The organism is Curtobacterium sp. VKM Ac-2887, from assembly GCF_015350935.1.
Classification (GTDB): Bacteria; Actinomycetota; Actinomycetes; order Actinomycetales; family Microbacteriaceae; genus Curtobacterium.
On record NZ_JADKSB010000011.1, the window covers coordinates 21,847 to 38,713 of the forward strand.

Here is a 16,867-nt window from a genome sequence, read left to right on the forward strand (position 1 = left end):
ACGTTGCCGGTGCGATTCGGATAGCGTTTGATCGACGCTCACGATCGGCTACCCGGCCTGGATCGGCGTCCTGATCGAAGGAGCTCCCATGTCCAACCCCGGCAACGCGCCCGCTCAGTCCAACACCTTCGGTGTCGTCTCCCTGGTGCTCGGCATCGTCGGCGTCGTCGGCGGCATCTTCATCGCCCTGATCGGCATCATCGCCGGCATCATCGGGCTCGTGCTCGGCATCCTGGCGCGCAAGCGTGGGGGCAGCCGCGGCACCGTCCTCGCCGGCATCATCCTGTCGGCCGTCGCGATCGTCATCGGCATCGTCGGCTACATCCTGACGGCGGTCATCCTCACCCAGTCGTGATGGAGCCCGTTCGCGGGCGCACTCGGTGCGTCCGCGGGCGTGCATCGTGAGCAGAAGAGGTCGAGTCCGTCATCCGGACTCGACCTCTTCTGCTCACCCGATGGCTTCGCGTCCGGTCCGGTCACCGGCGGTTCGCCCTTCGGCGAGGAACCTGGTGAAGGCAGCGCGCACGCGGTCGAGGTCGGGCTCGAGCCCGGTGATGTGTCGGAGGCTCGCGACCGCCTGCCCGACGGCCATCCAGCCACCGTCGACCACCCGGCATCCGGCCGCACGTGCCGACCGGACGAGCGGCGTCTCGAGCGGGAAGTAGACGGCGTCGGAGACCCAGGCGCCTCGGGGGAGCAGCGCGGGGTCGAAGGCCTGTCGCGGGTCGCCGTTCATGCCGAGCGGTGTCGCGTTGACGGCTCCGTCCGCCGTCGCGAGCACCTCGGCGGCATCGGTCATCGCCAGGACACGGGCGTCGACGGGGGAGTCGATGGGTGGCTCGAGCGTCGCGACGAGGGCCTCCGCGCGGCCGACGTCCGCATCGACGACGTCGAGCCGCCGGGCACCGAGTCCGACGAGCGCGTGGGCGATCGCCGAGCCGGCACCACCGGCACCGAACTGCACGACGTGCTGCCCGGCGACCGAGCCGAGACCGCGTTCCACGGCGATCCGGAAGCCGGTCTCGTCGGTGTTGTACCCGATGCGGCGGCCGTCGCGGAACAGCACGAGGTTGACCGCACCGATCCGGGCAGCCCGTGGGTCGAGCGCATCGAGCAACGGGACGACGGCCTGCTTGCAGGGGTGCGTGACGTTGACCGCGCGGTACCCCTCGGCCTCGGCGGTGGCGAGCAGTTCCGGCAGATCGGCCGCAGTCCGGCCCACCACGTCGAGGTCGAGCAGACGGTACTCGTAGTCGAGTCCGAGCAGCCGGCCTTCCGCCTCGTGCATCAGGGAAGTCAGCGACCGCTGCAGTCCGGCGCCGATCAGCCCGACGAGCGTGTGCGGCATCGTTCCTCCCGTGGCGTCGACCGGCCATCCGACAGTAGCGCGCCGTGCACGGAGTCCCGATGCGTCCTCAGCGCGTTCGGCGTACCGTCCGGCGCATGAGCTACAGCCAGCCAGACCCAGCCGAAGAGACCACCCAGAGCGAGACACCGGAGCAGCCGGACACCGACCAGGAGAACCTGGAGGAACAGGGCGGTGAACCGGCGGCGCTCGAGATCGACGCCGACGACGTCCCGACGAAGCCCGTCGACTAACGCTGTCGCCCGGCGATGTGCTTCGTGAGCAGGAAAGGTCGGGTCCGAGAGTGGGACCCGACCTTTTCTGCTCACGAAACGCTCTGGTGCCGCTCGTACCTGTGCGCCGATAATGCATATTATGTCAATTCAGATCCGGACAGGGGCTCCCCGTGCGTGAACTCGTCCTGAAGATGTCGATGTCGTTGGACGGCTTCGTGGCCGCTCCCCGAGCTGAGTCGGACTGGATGTTCCGCGGCGGGAGTCCGGACTCGATGGCCTGGGTGCTCGACGTCGTCGCTGGTGCGGGCGTGCACGCCTTCGGCCGCAAGACCTTCGAGTCCATCTCAGGTTTCTGGCCGACGGCACCCGGGCCGATCGCCGAACCGATGAACCGGATCCCCAAGGTCGTCTTCACCACGCAGCGAGACTTCGATCCGCGAACACTGGCAGTCACCGACCCCGAGTCCCCCGCGGCGTCGACCTGGACGGGTGCACGCGTCGCCGCCGGACCGCTCGAAGCCGAGGTGACGGCGCTGAAGCAGGAGTCGGGTGGGTACGTCCTCGCGCAGGGCGGGACGGAGTTCGGTCGCAGCCTGGTCCGGGCCGGTCTGGTCGATGAGTACCGGCTGGCAGTCCTGCCTGTTGCGCTCGGGTCAGGCGATGGCGTGTTCGCCGCTCTGACGGGCGAGCTGGATCTCGAACTGATCAGTTCTCGAGCCTTCGCAGGCGGCGCGCTCGGGCTGGTCTACCGACCGAAGCGCTGAGCAGTTCAGACGGCGACGTCGTCTGAGCGTCGAGCCGCTCGGACACTGACGGGGTCTCGTGCGTAGCGTCTCCACCATGAGCCTCAGCGATGCCCAGATCGGCCGGAACCTCCGGGGCGTCCGCGAACGACTGGCCGGCTCTGATCAGGACGACCTGGCGTTCCGGATGCGGCTGCGCGGCTGGCACTGGGACGCCGCGACCGTGGAGTCGGTCGAGGACGGCGCACGTCCCCTGCTCCGGTCCGAAGCCGAGGACCTCGTGGGGGTCCTCGGGTACTCGGACGCTTTCCTGACGGCCGAGAGCGACGCCGAGCACGAGGCGGACATCGCTGATCAGATGGTCCAGCGAGCCGAGGGGCACCTGCGGCAGGCGACGAAGTGGTGGCACGAGGTCGCGGACCGCTACCGGGTGTCGGGGTTGACTCCCCCGACCGACATCGACTCCGTGGTCGCCGAGGCGCATCGTGCCCACCAGGCCCCTGACGCTGCGCTGGGGGTCCCGACGATCGAAGATCGCACCACGTTGGCGGACTGGGCGAACCGACCGGAACGGCCCGTACACCCGCTCGACGCGATCGAGGTCGGCGTGCCGTGGACGGACGAGCAGATCGCGATGCAGCTCGACCACGCTCTGCGCGAGGCATCGGACGCCGTCCGGTACGCCACCGTGCAGCTGCTCCGCGTCAGCGCAGACGCCTAGGAGACCGCGGCGGTCAGAAGACGGCGACCGTCATCCCGGTCGACGTGGCGGGACGGTCCATGGCGACGATCGCCCCGGGCAGATCGTCGAAACCGATCGTCCGACCGATCGAGTCGTCCGGACGCAGTCGCCCGGTGACGACGTCGGCGAGCATCGCCGCGTACTCCCCCACGGAGATCCCGTGGCTGCCGAGCAGTTCGAGCTCGTCAGCGATGACGCGGCCCATCGGGATCACCGGCTCGGCCTCGTCGTCGAGCAGCAGGCCGACCTGCACGTGGCGTCCCCGAGGGCGCAGGGAGGCGACCGCTGCGACGGAGGTCGCTCGGCTGCCGAACGCGTCGATCGAGACGTGCGCGCCGCCGTCGGTGCGAGCGCGGACTGCGGCGACGGCTCCGTCGTCCGTCGGCACGGTGACGGCACCGAGTGCCGCGGCACGTTCGAGCGCCGCCGACGAGACGTCCACCGCGACGACCTGTGCGCCCGCCGCGACCGCGACGATGATCGTCGACAGGCCGACGCCGCCGCAGCCGAACACGACCACCCACTCCCCTGCTGCGACCCGACCTCGGGCGTGCAGGGCGTGGTACGCCGTCCCGAACCGGCACCCGAGTGCTGCGGCCTCGGCGAAGCCCACGGCGTCCGGGAGCGCGACCACGTTGACGTCGGCGTGCGGGATGACGACCGACTCGGCGTGGGAACCGGGCAGCGTGAACCCGGGTTGCTGCTGGCGCGTGCACACCTGGGTGGCGCCGTCGACGCACTCCGGGCACGTCCCGCAGGCGAACACGAAGGGTGCGGTCACCCGGTCACCGACCGACACCCGGGTCACCGCGTCCCCGACGGACGTGACGACACCGGCGAACTCGTGCCCGGGGACGTGCGGCAGCGAGACGGAGTCGTCGTGCCCCTTCCAGGCGTGCCAGTCACTGCGGCACACCCCGGTGGCCGCGACCCGGACGACGACACCGCGGTCCGGTGCCACCGGATCGGGCAGGTCGACGATCGACGGGGCGGATCCGAACTGGTCGTACTGGACTGCGCGCATCCCGCCATCGTCCCAGACGGTGGTGCCGCGTTGTCCACAGGCGACGGATTGGCCGTTGCCCGCCGATGGCGACCGCCGGTTCACTGGTCCCATGGACGAACCGACCGCACTGCACTTCTCCGCCGACCCCGCCGACCTCGACGTCGACCGCGTGCACCGCTGGCTCAGCGAGCAGTCGTACTGGGCACGGGGTCGCAGTCGTGCCACCCAGGACGCGATCATCGCCGGGTCCCGGAACTTCGGCATCTACGACAGCGCGACGGGTGCGCAGCTCGGGTACGCCAGGGTGATCACCGACGGGGTGACGTTCGGCTGGCTGGCCGACGTGTTCGTCGATCCGGACGCTCGTGGCCGTGGTGTCGGCATCGCCCTCGTGCAGGGCGTGACCGAGGCGATCGAGCAACTCGGGTTGAAGCGGTTCGCCCTGTTCACCGCGGATGCGCAGGCACTGTACGAGCGGTTCGGGTTCCGTCCGCTCCCCGACCCGGAAGGCTGGATGATGCGCCCCGGGCCGGGGTTCGGCGCCGACGTGCACGACTGAACCGGACGCCGTGACCTCAGTACTCGATGCGGCCGTCCCGGTTGTGGAACTCTCCCGTGGGCCCGTCCGGCCCGACGGTGGCGAGCGCGACGGTCGCGTCCGTGCCCTCGGTGATCGTCTGGTGCCCGCCGAACCCGTTGAACTCGGTGGCGGTGTACCCGGGGTCGCTGACGTTGACGCGGAACCCCGGCAGGTTCTTCGCGTACTGCACGGTCAACGCGATCACCGCGGCCTTCGACGCGGCGTAGGGCACCGCCGGCACCGCGTACTCGTCGTGGCCCGGGGTCGTCAACCACCGGGCGAACCCGACGCCCGAGGCGACGTTCACGATGACGGGGTGGTCGGACGCCCGCAGGAGCGGGAGCGCCGCCTGCGTGACCCGGACGATGCCGGTGACGTTGGTGTCGAGCACGGCGGACATGGCCGCGGCGTCGAGGTCGTCGACGCCGAACGACGTCCCGAGGATGCCGGCGTTGTTCACGAGCACGTCGAGGACGGGGATGGTCGCGATCGCGGCGTCGATGCTGTCCTGGTCGGTCACGTCGAGCTGGACGACCTCGGCGCCGAGGGCGCGTGCTTCGTCGCCCGTGGCGGGGTCGCGCATGCCGGCGTACACGGTGTGGCCCGCGTCGACCAGGCGGCGGACGGTCTCGAGCCCCAGGCTGCGGTTGGCTCCGGTGATGAGTGTCGTTGTCATGCCCCCACTCTCCGCCCGAGCGGCTGACTCCCCCAGGCACCGTGCGACGGTGGGACCAGCAGTACCAGGACGGACAGGAGGCGCGGGGCCAGGATGGTGGGCATGAGCGAGTTCGCGAGTGTGTTGCGTTCCTGGCGCGACCGCGTCCGTCCCGAAGAGGTCGGCCTGCCGGCCGGGCCCGGCCGACGCACGCCGGGTCTCCGACGCGAGGAACTCGCCGCGCTCGCCGGGGTGAGCGTCGACTACGTCGTCCGCCTCGAGCAGGGCCGCGCGCTGAACCCCTCACCGCAGCTCCTCGGCGCCCTCGCCACGGCGCTCCGGCTCACCACGGCCGAGCGCGACCACCTGTGCCGGGTCGCCGGCGTCGCTCCCCCGTCGCTCCAGGTCGTCCCGCGGCACATCACCCCCGGGGTGCAGCGGCTCGTCGACCGCCTCGGCGACGTCCCGATCGCGGTGTTCACGGCGACGCACGACATCGTGCTGTGGAACGACCTGTGGGCTGCGTTGAACGGTGACCCGTCCCGGGCGGTCGGGATCGAGCGCAACCTGGTGTGGCGGCACTTCATGCACGCCCACGACGGTGTCGAGTGGGACGACGAGCACCAGGAGGAGTTCTCGAGCGACCTCGCAGCGGACCTCCGGCAGGCATCCGGCCGCTACCCCGCCGACCGCGACCTGGCCGAGCTCGTCGCGCGGCTCCGCCGGGACTCGCCGGAGTTCGAACGCCGCTGGGACACCGGTCGCATCGCCGAGCACCGGGCGAGCCGCAAGCAGGTGCGCACGCCCGTCGGACCCATCGAGATCGACTGCGACGTGCTGACGGTCCCGGGCGGCGACCTGCGGATCGTCGTCTACACCGCGGTCCCCGGTACCGAGGACGCCGCGAAGCTCGACCTGCTGCGCGTCACCGGTCTGCAGCAGTTCACCGCAGCCCCGTGACCGCGATGGGCGAGCACGACCGCTGACGCCCGGACGGCGGCTGGTCCCCTGGCTAGTGGTCCGAACGAACGACTGCCGGAGCGGTCCACGCTCGGCTCAGGACGGCGTCGTCCGGTTCGTACATCCGGAGGATCGGGCGGAAGTCCCCGGCGGGGCTCGGGAGCCAGTTGGCGTCCGGGTCCGCTGGCCGCTCGTGGCTGATCGTGATCGTGAGTGCGCCGTCCGGGTCGCGGACGACGCCGGGTGTCCGGTCGCCGACCGAGTAGCGGTCGATGAGGTTCGCGACGAGGTAGAAGTCGGGCATGGAGTACATGGTCAGCGACCAGAACCCGCTGACGGGAGGGGTCGGATCGAGACGGAGCGTGTAGGTCCGGGAACCCGTGAGCTGCTCACCCTGGTCGTCGACGTACGTCATGATGTACGCCGCCTCGTACGCGTGGTTGCCCCACAGACCAACGAGTGCCGCTGCGGCGCGTTCGACGATGCGGAGTTCCGGATCGGTGATCGTGAATCGGTTGTCGTCGAGCGCACCCACCTCGAAGAAGTCGAGGTTGTAGTCGAAGGCGTGCAGGGTGAGCTTCCAGCCGTTCACCTGCGGGCTCGCACCCGAGGTGAGCGCGTGCTCGAGCGCCGCTCGTCCGGCGTCGAGACCGGCGGCGAGCCTCTCGTGCGCGGTGGCGGACAGGTCGAGGTACGGGGTGGTCGGCGCGGTGGTGCCAGCGGGCGCCAGCGACCGCTGCAGTTCGCGGTCGCGTGCCGCGGGCGGGAACTGCTGGGACCAGACGCGGAACTGCTCGAGGAAGACCAGGTCCTCGGGAACGGCTGGGTCCGGTTCGGCGAGGCCGATCGGACGGGCAGCGGCGTCCAGCGGCGTCAGCGTCGTCGCGTCCTGGAGCGCGTGCACGGCGGGCAGGTCGTCGTCGCTGCCCACCGCCCAGCGGCCGACGATGGACGCCACCGTCGTCGGGAAGTGGATGACGGTCGTGCCCGACGGTGCGGAGTCGTCCCACGTCGGTGGCACGAGGAGGAACTCCGCGGCCTGGGTGCCGGTCGCACGGTGGCCGACGTAGGCGAAGTTGTCCGTCCACGCGGACACGAACTGGAGCACGTAGTACCGCCCGTCCGTGTCGGGCACGCGCAACCGGACCGGTCCGACACTGAGGTCGATCTGGGCCATCGAGTACAACGTGTCGTTGTTGATGGTGACGAACGTGTCGTCCGGCCCGGCGAGGGTACGGGCGTGTCCGAAGGAGTTCCACGGTGCCGCAGGAACCGCACCGACACCGGTCTCGACGTACCGCGCGACCTGCGCGAGGTTGAACACCAGCGGGAAGCCGTACAGGTACGCCTTCGTCAGGAGTGCTCGGTCGGCATCGCTGCTCACTGCTGTGTCGGTCATGCAGCGATCCCACCCCGAACCGCCGCCAGCGGCTTCACCCCGAACGGGTGAGCAGGCCGCGATGCGACTTCCGGCATCCCCCGATCAGAGCTCGTGCCTCACTGCGACGAGCTCGGGCTCAGCGCTTCCTCGTCCGCCGCGACGTCCTTCTGCACCGCGAACTGGGTCCGGTGCAACTCCTCGTACCGTCCGCCCACGGCCAGCAGTTCCTCGTGGGTCCCACGCTCGACGATCGAACCGTCCTCGACCACCAGGATCAGGTCCGCGCTGCGGATGGTCGACAACCGGTGGGCGATCACCATCGCCGTCCGCCCCTCGAGTGCCTCGCTGAGCGCAGCCTGCACGGCCGCCTCGGACGTCGAGTCCAGCGCGGCGGTGGCCTCGTCGAGGATGACGACGCGCGGCTGGGCGAGCAGGAGCCTGGCGATGGTCATCCGCTGGCGCTCGCCGCCGGACAGCCGGTAGCCGCGCTCGCCGACCATCGTGTCCAGCTGGTCCGGCAGGGAGCGGATGAGCGGTTCGAGCCGCGCGCGCCGGACGGCGTCCCACACTTCGTCCTCGGTCGCCTCGGGCCGTGCGAGGCGCAGGTTGGAGCGGATGGTCTCGTGGAACAGGTGGCCGTCCTGCGTCACCATCCCCATGGTGTGTCGCATGGAGGCGAACGTGACGTCGCGGACGTCCGACCCGGCGAGTCGTACGGCGCCGCTGTCGACGTCGTACAGGCGGGAGAGCAGCTGCGCGATCGTGGACTTGCCGGCCCCGGAGGTGCCGACGAGGGCGACGGTCTGCCCCGGCTCGATCCGGAACGAGACACCGTGCAACACCTCGTCACCGCCGCGGGTGTCCAGCGTGGAGACCTCCTCGAGCGAGGCGAGGGAGACTTTGTCCGCCGATGGGTAGGCGAAGCGGACGTCGTCGAACTCGACCGCCACCGGGCCGTCGGGGACGGTGCCGGCGTCGGGCTTCTCCTGGATGAGCGGTTCGAGGTCGAGGACCTCGAAGACGCGCTCGAAGCTGACCACCGCGCTCATGATCTCGACCCGGGCGTTCGCGAGGCTGGTCAGTGGCGCGTACAGGCGGGTGAGCAGGAGGGCCAGCGTCACCACGTCGCCCGTGTTCAGCTGGCCACCGAGTGCGAGGGCGCCGCCGACCCCGTAGACGAGCGCGAGGGCGAGCGCGGAGACCAGGGTGAGGGCGGTCACGAAGACGAACTGCAGCAGGGCACTCCGCACCCCGATGTCGCGGACGCGGGCGGCGCGCACCCGGAACTCCTCGGCTTCCTCGTCGGGCCGGCCGAACAGCTTCACGAGGGTGGCGCCGGGCGCGGAGAAGCGCTCGGTCATCTGCGTGCTCATGGCGGCGTTGTGGTCGGCGGCCTCGCGACGCAGCGCGGCGAGGCGGCTGCCCATGCGCCGCGCGGGCACGAGGAAGATCGGGAGCATCACGATCGCCAGGACCGTCACGAGCCAGGACGTGCTGAGCATGACGGTCAGGGTAAGGATCAGCGCCACGAGGTTCGTGACCACGCCGGACAGCGTGCCGCTGAAGGCCTGCTGCGCGCCGATCACGTCGTTGTTGAGGCGGCTGACGAGGGCACCCGTGCGTGTGCGGGTGAAGAAGGCGATCGGCATCTTCTGCACGTGGTTAAAGACGGCGGTCCGGAGGTCCAGGATCACGCCTTCGCCGATGCGTGCCGAGAACCAGCGCGTGGCGAGCGACACGCCTGCGTCGCCCACGGCGACCAGGGCGATGACGACCGCGAGCCAGGTGATCGTGCTGAGCGCGCCCCGGGCGACGATGACGTCGACCACCCGGCCGGCGAGCACCGGTGTCGCGACCGCGAGCACCGCGCCCACGACGGAGAGGACGATGAAGACCACCAGCTTGGCCCGGTAGGGCACTGCGAACGTCATGATCCGCCGCACCGACTCGCGCGAGATGCCGTGCTTGCCGTCCTTGGCGGTCGAGATCTTGTACAGCGAGCTCCAGGCCACGCCTTCCATGCTCATGGCAGTCAGGATACGTCGGTCCCCGTGCCCCTCAGACCGCGGTGAACACCAACGAGGCGTTCTGCCCACCGAACCCGAACGAGTTGTTCAGCGCCGCACGCATGGTCGCGGTCCGAGCCGTCCCCGCCACCACGTCCAGGTCGATCGCCGGGTCCTGGCGCTGCAGGTTCAGCGTCGGCGGCACGAGCCCGGTCTCGAGTGCCCGGACCGTCAGGATCGCCTCGACTGCTCCCGCCGCGCCGAACATGTGCCCGATGGCGCTCTTCGGCGCGGTGACGAGCGCACCGGTCCCGACAGCACGACCGATCGCCGCTGCCTCACCGACGTCCCCGACCGGGGTCCCGGTCGCGTGCGCGTTGATGTGGTCGATGTCCGCACCGGTGAGCCCGGCCATCCGGATCGCCGCCGTCATCGCGCGCTCTTGCTCGCTGCCGTCCCCGAGCGGGGCGGTGATGTGGAACGCGTCCGACGTGATCCCCCACCCGGCGAGCGTCCCGTGCGACCGCTGTGCGCGGGCGGCGGCGTGCGAGGCCCGTTCCAGGACGACGAACCCGGCACCCTCGCCGAGCACGAACCCGCGGCGGTCGGCGTCGAACGGTCGCGACAACGTGGCGGGGTCGTCACCGTCGGGCTTCGCGAGGGCCTGGGACTGCGCGAACGAGGCCATGGTGACCGGGGTGACCGCCGCTTCGGTGCCGCCCGCGATGACGACGTCGGCCTCCCCGGTGACGATGAGCCGCGCGGCCGTCGCGATCGCCTCGGCACCGGACGCGCACGCCGAGACGGTCGTGTACGCACCGGCGCGGGCGCCGTACGCGATGCTGATCTGCGCCGCGGCCCCGTTGGCCATGAGCATCGGGACGGTCCGGGGCGACACTCGACGAGCGCCCGAGGTCCCGAGCACGTCGTGCGCGTCGAGCAACGTCTCCACTCCCCCGATGCCGGTCCCGACGACGACGGCCAGGCGGTCGCCGTCCACCGCGGGCGCGCCGGCGTCGGCCCAGGCCTCGCCGGCGGCGACGAGCGCGAGCTGCTGGCTGCGGTCGAGTCGGTTCGCACGGACGCGACCGAGTGCGGAATCGGCGTCGAGTGCTGCGTCGGCGCCGACCATGATCGGCACCCGTTCCCAGAGCTGCCCGTCGCGGTGCAGCTCGTGCACGCCGGAGCGTCCGGCGACCAGGGCGTCCCACAGCGGCGCGACGCCGTGGCCGAACGGTGAGACCGCGCCGTAGCCGGTGATGGAGATGTCCACGAGTGCTCCTTCTTGTACGTTGAACAAGTGGAGTTGTACCACGTACAATTCAGAGATGGCAACCACCGACGGCGCCGGGACCACCCGCGGCGCAGCGACCCGCGCGAGGATCCTCGCCGCGACCGCCGGACTCCTCAGTGCAGGGGCACCCGGTGGCGCGGGCGGAGCGAGCACCGCACGCGCCGGCGACGCCGCCGGAGCGAGCACCGCACGCCACGCCGTCACCGTCAGCGAGATCGCCCGTGCGGCCGGGGTCTACCCGAACCAGATCACGCACCACTACGGCTCGAAGGACCGCCTCGTCCTCGACGCCGCCTTCGCGCTCTTCCTCCGCGACACCACGCGCCTGCAGGTAGCCGGTCGGCGCGCCGGGTCCGCCGACGCGTTCCGTCAGGTGCTCGCACGCACCGCGCTCGCCATGCCGTCGACACTCCTCGTCGTGCGCGCGCTGGCCGCCGCCGGTGACGACGACGCCCAGCGCGAGCGCGTGCGACTCCTGCTCGCGGTCCTGTTCCGGCAGTCGGAGCGCTACCTCGAGCGCGTCGTCGCCGAGCACGGCTGGACGAGTCCGAGTGGTGTCGGCCGTGATGCCCGGACGTTCTGGAGCGCGGTGTTCGGCGCGACGCTCCTGGCCGACGCGGGTGTCACCGGCGGGCCGTCGGACCTCGACCTGGCCGGCACGGTGTCCATCCGCTGAGCCCGGGACGACGACCGGCGAGGGCTACTCGCCGAAGCCGCTCCGCACCAGCTCCACCAGCGCGTCGACCGCGACCTGCGCATCGGTCCCGCTCGCCTCGATCGACACGGTGGCACCCTTCGGCAGCGCCAACGCCATGATCGCCAGCAGGCTCTTCGCGTCCACGCCGTTCACGCGCACCGCTGCGTCGTACTTGGCTGCCGTCTTCACGAACTCCGCCGCGGGACGGGCGTGCAGGCCGGTCTCGTTTACCAGTTCGACGCTCTCGGACGCGGCCACGTCGTCGACGCTGGCCGCCCCGCCACCCGGCCCCGGGCCTCCCGGCTGGTCACCGGACGGACGGGAGGCGCTGCTCGCGTCGTCCGCGGAGCCTGCGGCGGACGCCGCAGCAGCGAGCACTGCCTCGGCGTCACCACCCGTCTGGGCCGCGACGGCCGCGGCGACCGCGCCCTCGACGAGGGGCGCCTGCGAGACGTGCACGCGTGCGCGGACGTCGTCGTCGAGGAAGTCGAGCGCCGTGTCGGTGGTCAGGTAGGCCGAACCGAGGTCGCACAGGACCACGACGGCTTCGGCGTCCGAGAGCTCCTCGATGCCGGCGGTGATCGCCTCGAACGACGTGCCGATGCCGCCGTCGTCGGTCCCGCCGGCCGCGACGAGCGGTACGTCGGCCGCCATCTGTCGGGCGAGTTCGACGGTGCCGGAGGCGATCGCGGCGCTGTGCGAGACGATCAGGATGCCGACGGTCACGCGGCGGAGCCCGTCGTCGCGTCCACCGCGGCGCGCAGGATGTACGCCGTCGACTGTGCACCCGGATCGCGGTGCCCGACGGCGCGTTCGCCGAGGTAGCTCGCACGCCCCTTGTGGGCGACGAGCGGTTCGGTGGCCTCGGCGCCCGAGGCGGCGGCGTCGGCCGCGGCGGCGAGCACCGCTGCCGGGTCGTCACCGGCGGCGGCGGCAGCGGTGGCGGCGTCGACCGCGGGGGTCCAGGCGTCCACCATCGTCTTGTCGCCGACGGCGGCCTTGCCGCGCGAGACCACGCCGTCGCGGGCTGCGGCGAGCACGGCGACGAGCGTGTCGGCGTCGAGCTCGGTCGCGTCGCCCGCGGCCTGGGCTGCCTTCAGGTACGCGGTGCCGAACAGCGGGCCGGCGGCGCCGCCGACGGTCGAGATGAGCTTCGTCGCGACCGTCTTCAGCACGGCGCCGGGCGTGTCGAAGGACCCGCCGTCGACGGCCTCGAGCACGGCGCGGAAACCGCGGTCGAGGTTCTCGCCGTGGTCCCCGTCACCGATCTCGCGGTCGAGCGTGACGAGCTCTGCCCGGTGTTCGTCGATCGTCGCAGCGGTGCGACGGACCCAGTCGATGGCCCATGCGGTGTCGAGCGCCAATGCGGTTCCCTTCGTGTTTCCGGCCCGGTGGGCTCGGTGTCGTGGTCGGTGGTCGAGCGGCCGTACTCGGCCGCTCAGCGGCCCCAGCGCAGTGCCGGGGTCTCCACCGGTGCGTCCCAGAGTGCCGTGAGTTCCTCGTCGAGCACCGTGACGGTGAGCGAGAACCCCTGCATCTCGAGGGACGTGACGTAGTCGCCGACCAAACTACGCGTGACGTCGTACCCGCGGTCCGTCAGCACCTCGGCGGCGCGGCGGTAGGCGATGTACAGCTCGGACAGCGGGGTGCCGCCCATGCCGTTGACGAGCAGGAGCAGCTTCGAGCCGGCCGGGGCGTCGAGGTCGGTCAGGATCGGTTCGAGCACACGGTCGACGAGCTGGTCGGCCGGTGCCATCGGGATGCGCTCGCGCCCGGGCTCGCCGTGGATGCCGATGCCGAGTTCGACCTCGTCGTCGGCGAGCGTGAAGGACGGCTCCCCCGCGTGCGGCACGGTGCCGGACGCCAGGGCCAGGCCCATCGACCGCGTGACGTCGTTGACGTGGCGGGCGATCGCGGCGACGGCGTCGAGGTCGTCACCGCGCTCGGCCGCGGCACCGGCGCACTTCTCGACGACCACGGTGCCGGCCACGCCGCGGCGACCGGCGGTGTAGAGCGAGTCCTGCACGGCGACGTCGTCGTCGACCACGACGGCCTCGACGCGGATGTCGTCCATCTCGGCGAGCTCGGCGGCGGTCTCGAAGTTCAGGACGTCGCCGGTGTAGTTCTTCACGATGTGCAGGACGCCCGCGCCGCCGTCGACGGCCTTGGTGGCCGCGACGATCGGGTCGGGGGTGGGACTCGTGAACACGGGGCCCGGGACGGCGGCGTCGAGCATGCCGTACCCGACGAAGCCCGCGTGCAGCGGCTCGTGTCCGCTGCCGCCGCCACTGACGATGCCGACCTTGCCGGCGACGGGTGCGTCGGCGCGGTGCAGGTGGATCGGGTCCTCGACCAGGACGACGTGTCCGGCGTGTGCCCGGGCGAATCCCCGGACGGTCTCGTCGACCACGGCCTGCGGGTCGTTGATGAGCTTCTTCATGCGCGTGCCTCCACGGGTACGGGGCCGAGCCGAGGCGAACTGCACACCGCCGTCGTCGACCGGAGTGCGCCCAATCTACATCCGACGCCCGGGCGCTCGTTCGTCCGGTCTGCACGTTCGTGCAGTGCGACGGGGACGCGTCACCGGCTCGCGATCCCCCGCAGCGCATGCCGGTTGCACGTTCGTGCACGATCCCGGACTTCCCTCAGGAATTCATCGCCGCGTCGTTCGCCGCGTCACTAGGCTCGGCCTCAATCACTCAACGGGGAGTGCGGCGCAGCACCACCGGACCCCCACCTCACGCACTGGAGGTCACCGATGGACGACATCGGCGTCAAGTTCCTGTCCGAGCTCGTCGGTACAGCGATGCTCATCATCCTGGGTGGCGGTGTCGTCGCCGCCGTCTCCCTCTCGAAGTCGAAGGGCTTCGGGGCCGGCTTCCTCATGGTCACGATCGGTTGGGGCTTCGCGGTCTTCGCCGGTGTGACCGTGTCCTACAAGTCGGGCGGCCAGCTCAACCCGGCCGTCAGCCTCGCCCAGGCCATCCTCGGCAACATCACCGTCGGCGCGATGCTCCTGTTCTGGCTCGCCCAGCTCATCGGTGCGGTCATCGGGGCCGTCATCGTCTGGCTCGCCTACAAGCAGCACTTCGACGAGGAGCCCGACCCCGCCGCCAAGCTCGGCGTCTTCTCCACCGGCCCGGCGATCCGGTCGTACGGCTGGAACCTCGTGACCGAGATCATCGGCACCTTCGTGCTGGTGTTCGTCGTCATCGCCTTCACCAACGGCCAGACCCCGGCGCAGCTCGGCGCGATCCCCGTCGCCTTCCTCGTGATCGCGATCGGTGTCAGCCTCGGTGGCCCGACCGGCTACGCCATCAACCCGGCCCGTGACCTCGGCCCGCGCCTCGCGCACGCCTTCCTGCCCATCAAGGGCAAGGGCTCGAGTGACTGGTCGTACGCCTGGGTGCCCGTCGTCGGACCGCTGATCGGTGGCGCCATCGCTGCCGGGCTGTCCTACGCCCTGCTGCCCGTCGTCAGCTGAACCAACCCAACCCCGGGGGGGGCGGCCCGCGATCGCGAGCCCCCGCACGGGCTCGCACCCCACCACCGCCGGACACCGGCCGAACACCCGTAAGGAGCACCAATGGCCGACTACATCGTCGCCATCGACCAGGGCACGACCTCCACCCGAGCGATCGTCTTCGATCACTCCGGCTCGATCATCTCGACCGGGCAGAAGGAGCACGAGCAGATCTTCCCGCGCGCCGGGTGGGTCGAGCACGACCCCGCCGAGATCTGGGACAACACCCGCGAGGTGATCGGTCAGGCACTGTCGCGTGCCGACATCACGCGTCACGACGTCGCCGCCGTGGGCATCACCAACCAGCGCGAGACCGCCGTCGTCTGGGACAAGACGACCGGCAAGCCGATCTACAACGCGATCGTCTGGCAGGACACCCGCACGCAGTCGATCGTCGACAAGCTCGCCGACGGCGACACCGACCGCTACAAGGCCATCGTCGGCCTCCCGCTCGCGACGTACTTCGCCGGCACCAAGATCATGTGGATCCTCGAGAACGTCGAGGGTGCGCGTGAGAAGGCCGAGGCCGGGGACCTGCTCTTCGGCACCACCGACACCTGGGTCCTCTGGAACCTGACCGGTGGCGTCGACGGCGGCGTCCACAAGACCGACGTCACGAACGCGTCCCGCACGCTGTTCATGGACCTCGAGACGCTCCAGTGGCGCGACGACATCCTCGCCGACTTCGGTGTGCCGAAGTCGATGCTCCCCGAGATCGTCAGCTCCTCCGAGGTCTACGGCCACGTCGAGTCGTCCAACCTGCTCCGCGAGGTCCCGATCGCGGGCATCCTCGGCGACCAGCAGGCCGCGACCTTCGGCCAGGCGGCGTTCGACCAGGGCGAGTCGAAGAACACCTACGGCACCGGCAACTTCCTCATCTTCAACACCGGTACCGAGATCGTCCGCTCCGAGAACGGCCTGCTCACCACCGTCGGCTACAAGCTCGGCGACCAGGAGACGCACTACGCACTCGAGGGCTCGATCGCCGTCACGGGTTCGCTCATCCAGTGGCTCCGCGACAACCTCGGCCTGATCGGCAGTGCCCCGGAGGTCGAGGCCCTCGCCAAGACCGTCGAGGACAACGGCGGCGTGTACTTCGTGCCGGCGTTCTCCGGGCTCTTCGCGCCGTACTGGCGTCCTGATGCCCGCGGCGCCATCGTCGGCCTGACCCGCTACGTCAACAAGGGCCACATCGCACGTGCGGCCCTCGAGGCGACGGCGCTGCAGACCCGCGAGGTCCTCGACGCGGTGAACGCCGACTCGGGCGTGGACCTGACCGAGCTCAAGGTCGACGGCGGCATGACCGCCAACAACGAGCTCATGCAGTTCCAGGCCGACATCCTCAACGTGCCGGTGGTGCGTCCGGTCGTCGCCGAGACGACGGCGCTCGGCGCGGCCTACGCGGCCGGTCTCGCGGTGGGCTTCTGGGCCAACCTCGACGAGCTCCGTGCCAACTGGCAGGAGGACAAGCGCTGGGAGCCGCAGCTCGACGCTGCGGAGCGCGAGCGCACGCTCCGTCTCTGGAAGAAGGCCGTCACGAAGACCTTCGACTGGGTCGACGAGGACGTCCAGTAGCGACGCAGGCCCACGCTGACCGCGTGTACTGAACGCACCGACGGGAGGCCCGGTGCCGGTTATCAACGGTCAGCTCCGCGTCGTGCTCGACGAAGCGACCGGCAAGTGGGGCATCCGCGTCGGC

The 16,867-nt window shown here is 70.9% G+C and carries 18 protein-coding genes; 9 read left to right on the forward strand and 9 right to left on the reverse strand.

Annotated elements, in window-relative coordinates; genetic code table 11:
* Window positions 1–88: 88 nt before the first annotated feature.
* Complete coding sequence (locus ITJ69_RS13495; protein WP_123294405.1) at window positions 89–355, forward strand: hypothetical protein; 267 nt, start codon at window positions 89–91, stop codon at window positions 353–355.
* A gap of 93 nt (window positions 356–448) precedes the next feature.
* On the opposite strand, the gene ITJ69_RS13500 is transcribed toward ITJ69_RS13495, so the two are convergent.
* Window positions 449–1,348: a shikimate dehydrogenase gene (locus ITJ69_RS13500; protein ID WP_194673002.1), complete on the reverse strand. Its 900-nt coding sequence runs from the start codon at window positions 1,346–1,348 to the stop codon at window positions 449–451.
* A gap of 95 nt (window positions 1,349–1,443) precedes the next feature.
* On the opposite strand from ITJ69_RS13500, the gene ITJ69_RS13505 reads away from it, so the two are divergent.
* The 3 genes from ITJ69_RS13505 (at window position 1,444) to ITJ69_RS13515 (ending at window position 3,045) form a co-directional block, all read left to right on the forward strand.
* Window positions 1,444–1,599, forward strand: a complete 156-nt coding sequence (locus tag ITJ69_RS13505) for a hypothetical protein (protein ID WP_159571359.1) — start codon at window positions 1,444–1,446, stop codon at window positions 1,597–1,599.
* A gap of 173 nt (window positions 1,600–1,772) precedes the next feature.
* Entirely contained in the window at window positions 1,773–2,345 is a 573-nt protein-coding gene (locus ITJ69_RS13510; protein ID WP_228505698.1) for a dihydrofolate reductase family protein, read from the forward strand.
* Window positions 2,346–2,421: 76 nt separating this feature from the next.
* Window positions 2,422–3,045, forward strand: coding sequence for a hypothetical protein (locus tag ITJ69_RS13515; protein ID WP_131920160.1), 624 nt, complete (start codon window positions 2,422–2,424; stop codon window positions 3,043–3,045).
* Between the two features lie 13 nt (window positions 3,046–3,058).
* Here ITJ69_RS13515 and ITJ69_RS13520 read toward each other — a convergent pair whose 3' ends face one another.
* Window positions 3,059–4,090, reverse strand: a complete 1,032-nt coding sequence (locus ITJ69_RS13520; protein ID WP_194673004.1) for an alcohol dehydrogenase catalytic domain-containing protein — start codon at window positions 4,088–4,090, stop codon at window positions 3,059–3,061.
* Window positions 4,091–4,181: 91 nt separating this feature from the next.
* Between ITJ69_RS13520 and ITJ69_RS13525 the strand changes: the two genes are divergently transcribed.
* Window positions 4,182–4,631 carry a GNAT family N-acetyltransferase gene (locus tag ITJ69_RS13525; RefSeq protein WP_159571367.1) on the forward strand — a complete coding sequence of 150 codons (450 nt, stop codon included), beginning with the start codon at window positions 4,182–4,184 and terminating at the stop codon, window positions 4,629–4,631.
* A gap of 16 nt (window positions 4,632–4,647) precedes the next feature.
* Here ITJ69_RS13525 and ITJ69_RS13530 read toward each other — a convergent pair whose 3' ends face one another.
* The gene (locus ITJ69_RS13530) at window positions 4,648–5,328 is read right to left on the reverse strand and encodes an SDR family NAD(P)-dependent oxidoreductase (RefSeq protein ID WP_159571370.1); all 681 of its coding nucleotides are present in this window, start codon (window positions 5,326–5,328) and stop codon (window positions 4,648–4,650) included.
* A 102-nt stretch (window positions 5,329–5,430) separates the two neighbouring features.
* Here ITJ69_RS13530 and ITJ69_RS13535 point away from each other — a divergent pair, with 102 nt between their 5' ends.
* On the forward strand, window positions 5,431–6,267 hold the full coding sequence (locus ITJ69_RS13535) for a helix-turn-helix domain-containing protein (protein WP_194673005.1): 837 nt from the start codon (window positions 5,431–5,433) through the stop codon (window positions 6,265–6,267).
* 52 nt (window positions 6,268–6,319) lie between these two features.
* On the opposite strand, the gene ITJ69_RS13540 is transcribed toward ITJ69_RS13535, so the two are convergent.
* From ITJ69_RS13540 to ITJ69_RS13550, 3 genes are all read right to left on the reverse strand, one after another.
* The gene (locus ITJ69_RS13540; protein ID WP_194673006.1) at window positions 6,320–7,666 is read right to left on the reverse strand and encodes a DUF1254 domain-containing protein; all 1,347 of its coding nucleotides are present in this window, start codon (window positions 7,664–7,666) and stop codon (window positions 6,320–6,322) included.
* Between the two features lie 98 nt (window positions 7,667–7,764).
* Complete coding sequence (locus ITJ69_RS13545) at window positions 7,765–9,675, reverse strand: ABC transporter ATP-binding protein (protein ID WP_194673007.1); 1,911 nt, start codon at window positions 9,673–9,675, stop codon at window positions 7,765–7,767.
* Window positions 9,676–9,706: 31 nt separating this feature from the next.
* A complete protein-coding gene (locus ITJ69_RS13550; protein WP_194673008.1) occupies window positions 9,707–10,927 on the reverse strand; it encodes a beta-ketoacyl-[acyl-carrier-protein] synthase family protein in 1,221 nt (406 codons plus the stop codon).
* Between the two features lie 55 nt (window positions 10,928–10,982).
* Here ITJ69_RS13550 and ITJ69_RS13555 point away from each other — a divergent pair, with 55 nt between their 5' ends.
* A complete protein-coding gene (locus ITJ69_RS13555; protein WP_194673009.1) occupies window positions 10,983–11,624 on the forward strand; it encodes a TetR/AcrR family transcriptional regulator C-terminal domain-containing protein in 642 nt (213 codons plus the stop codon).
* 24 nt (window positions 11,625–11,648) lie between these two features.
* On the opposite strand, the gene dhaM is transcribed toward ITJ69_RS13555, so the two are convergent.
* From dhaM to dhaK, 3 genes are all read right to left on the reverse strand, one after another.
* Window positions 11,649–12,371 carry a dihydroxyacetone kinase phosphoryl donor subunit DhaM gene (gene dhaM / locus ITJ69_RS13560; RefSeq protein WP_194673010.1) on the reverse strand — a complete coding sequence of 241 codons (723 nt, stop codon included), beginning with the start codon at window positions 12,369–12,371 and terminating at the stop codon, window positions 11,649–11,651.
* On the reverse strand, window positions 12,368–13,009 hold the full coding sequence (gene dhaL, locus ITJ69_RS13565) for a dihydroxyacetone kinase subunit DhaL (protein WP_131846799.1): 642 nt from the start codon (window positions 13,007–13,009) through the stop codon (window positions 12,368–12,370). The genes dhaM and dhaL overlap by 4 nt, the downstream gene beginning before the upstream one ends.
* A 74-nt stretch (window positions 13,010–13,083) precedes the next feature.
* Window positions 13,084–14,085 carry a dihydroxyacetone kinase subunit DhaK gene (dhaK, locus tag ITJ69_RS13570; RefSeq protein ID WP_131880106.1) on the reverse strand — a complete coding sequence of 334 codons (1,002 nt, stop codon included), beginning with the start codon at window positions 14,083–14,085 and terminating at the stop codon, window positions 13,084–13,086.
* Window positions 14,086–14,403: 318 nt separating this feature from the next.
* Between dhaK and ITJ69_RS13575 the strand changes: the two genes are divergently transcribed.
* Window positions 14,404–15,129 carry an MIP/aquaporin family protein gene (locus tag ITJ69_RS13575; protein WP_111084024.1) on the forward strand — a complete coding sequence of 242 codons (726 nt, stop codon included), beginning with the start codon at window positions 14,404–14,406 and terminating at the stop codon, window positions 15,127–15,129.
* Between the two features lie 102 nt (window positions 15,130–15,231).
* Window positions 15,232–16,743: a glycerol kinase GlpK gene (gene glpK / locus ITJ69_RS13580; protein ID WP_111084025.1), complete on the forward strand. Its 1,512-nt coding sequence runs from the start codon at window positions 15,232–15,234 to the stop codon at window positions 16,741–16,743.
* Window positions 16,744–16,867 lie beyond the last annotated feature (124 nt).

Coding starts and splice junctions, on each gene's coding strand:
- dhaK (WP_131880106.1), bottom strand. CDS start 14,085: ATGAAGAAGCTCATCAACGACCCGCAGGCCGTGGTCGACGAGACCGTC.
- ITJ69_RS13540 (WP_194673006.1), bottom strand. CDS start 7,666: ATGACCGACACAGCAGTGAGCAGCGATGCCGACCGAGCACTCCTGACG.
- ITJ69_RS13555 (WP_194673009.1), top strand. CDS start 10,983: ATGGCAACCACCGACGGCGCCGGGACCACCCGCGGCGCAGCGACCCGC.
- ITJ69_RS13535 (WP_194673005.1), top strand. CDS start 5,431: ATGAGCGAGTTCGCGAGTGTGTTGCGTTCCTGGCGCGACCGCGTCCGT.
- ITJ69_RS13495 (WP_123294405.1), top strand. CDS start 89: ATGTCCAACCCCGGCAACGCGCCCGCTCAGTCCAACACCTTCGGTGTC.
- ITJ69_RS13575 (WP_111084024.1), top strand. CDS start 14,404: ATGGACGACATCGGCGTCAAGTTCCTGTCCGAGCTCGTCGGTACAGCG.
- ITJ69_RS13525 (WP_159571367.1), top strand. CDS start 4,182: ATGGACGAACCGACCGCACTGCACTTCTCCGCCGACCCCGCCGACCTC.
- ITJ69_RS13545 (WP_194673007.1), bottom strand. CDS start 9,675: ATGAGCATGGAAGGCGTGGCCTGGAGCTCGCTGTACAAGATCTCGACC.
- ITJ69_RS13520 (WP_194673004.1), bottom strand. CDS start 4,090: ATGCGCGCAGTCCAGTACGACCAGTTCGGATCCGCCCCGTCGATCGTC.
- ITJ69_RS13505 (WP_159571359.1), top strand. CDS start 1,444: ATGAGCTACAGCCAGCCAGACCCAGCCGAAGAGACCACCCAGAGCGAG.
- ITJ69_RS13530 (WP_159571370.1), bottom strand. CDS start 5,328: ATGACAACGACACTCATCACCGGAGCCAACCGCAGCCTGGGGCTCGAG.
- ITJ69_RS13500 (WP_194673002.1), bottom strand. CDS start 1,348: ATGCCGCACACGCTCGTCGGGCTGATCGGCGCCGGACTGCAGCGGTCG.
- ITJ69_RS13510 (WP_228505698.1), top strand. CDS start 1,773: ATGTCGATGTCGTTGGACGGCTTCGTGGCCGCTCCCCGAGCTGAGTCG.
- ITJ69_RS13515 (WP_131920160.1), top strand. CDS start 2,422: ATGAGCCTCAGCGATGCCCAGATCGGCCGGAACCTCCGGGGCGTCCGC.
- glpK (WP_111084025.1), top strand. CDS start 15,232: ATGGCCGACTACATCGTCGCCATCGACCAGGGCACGACCTCCACCCGA.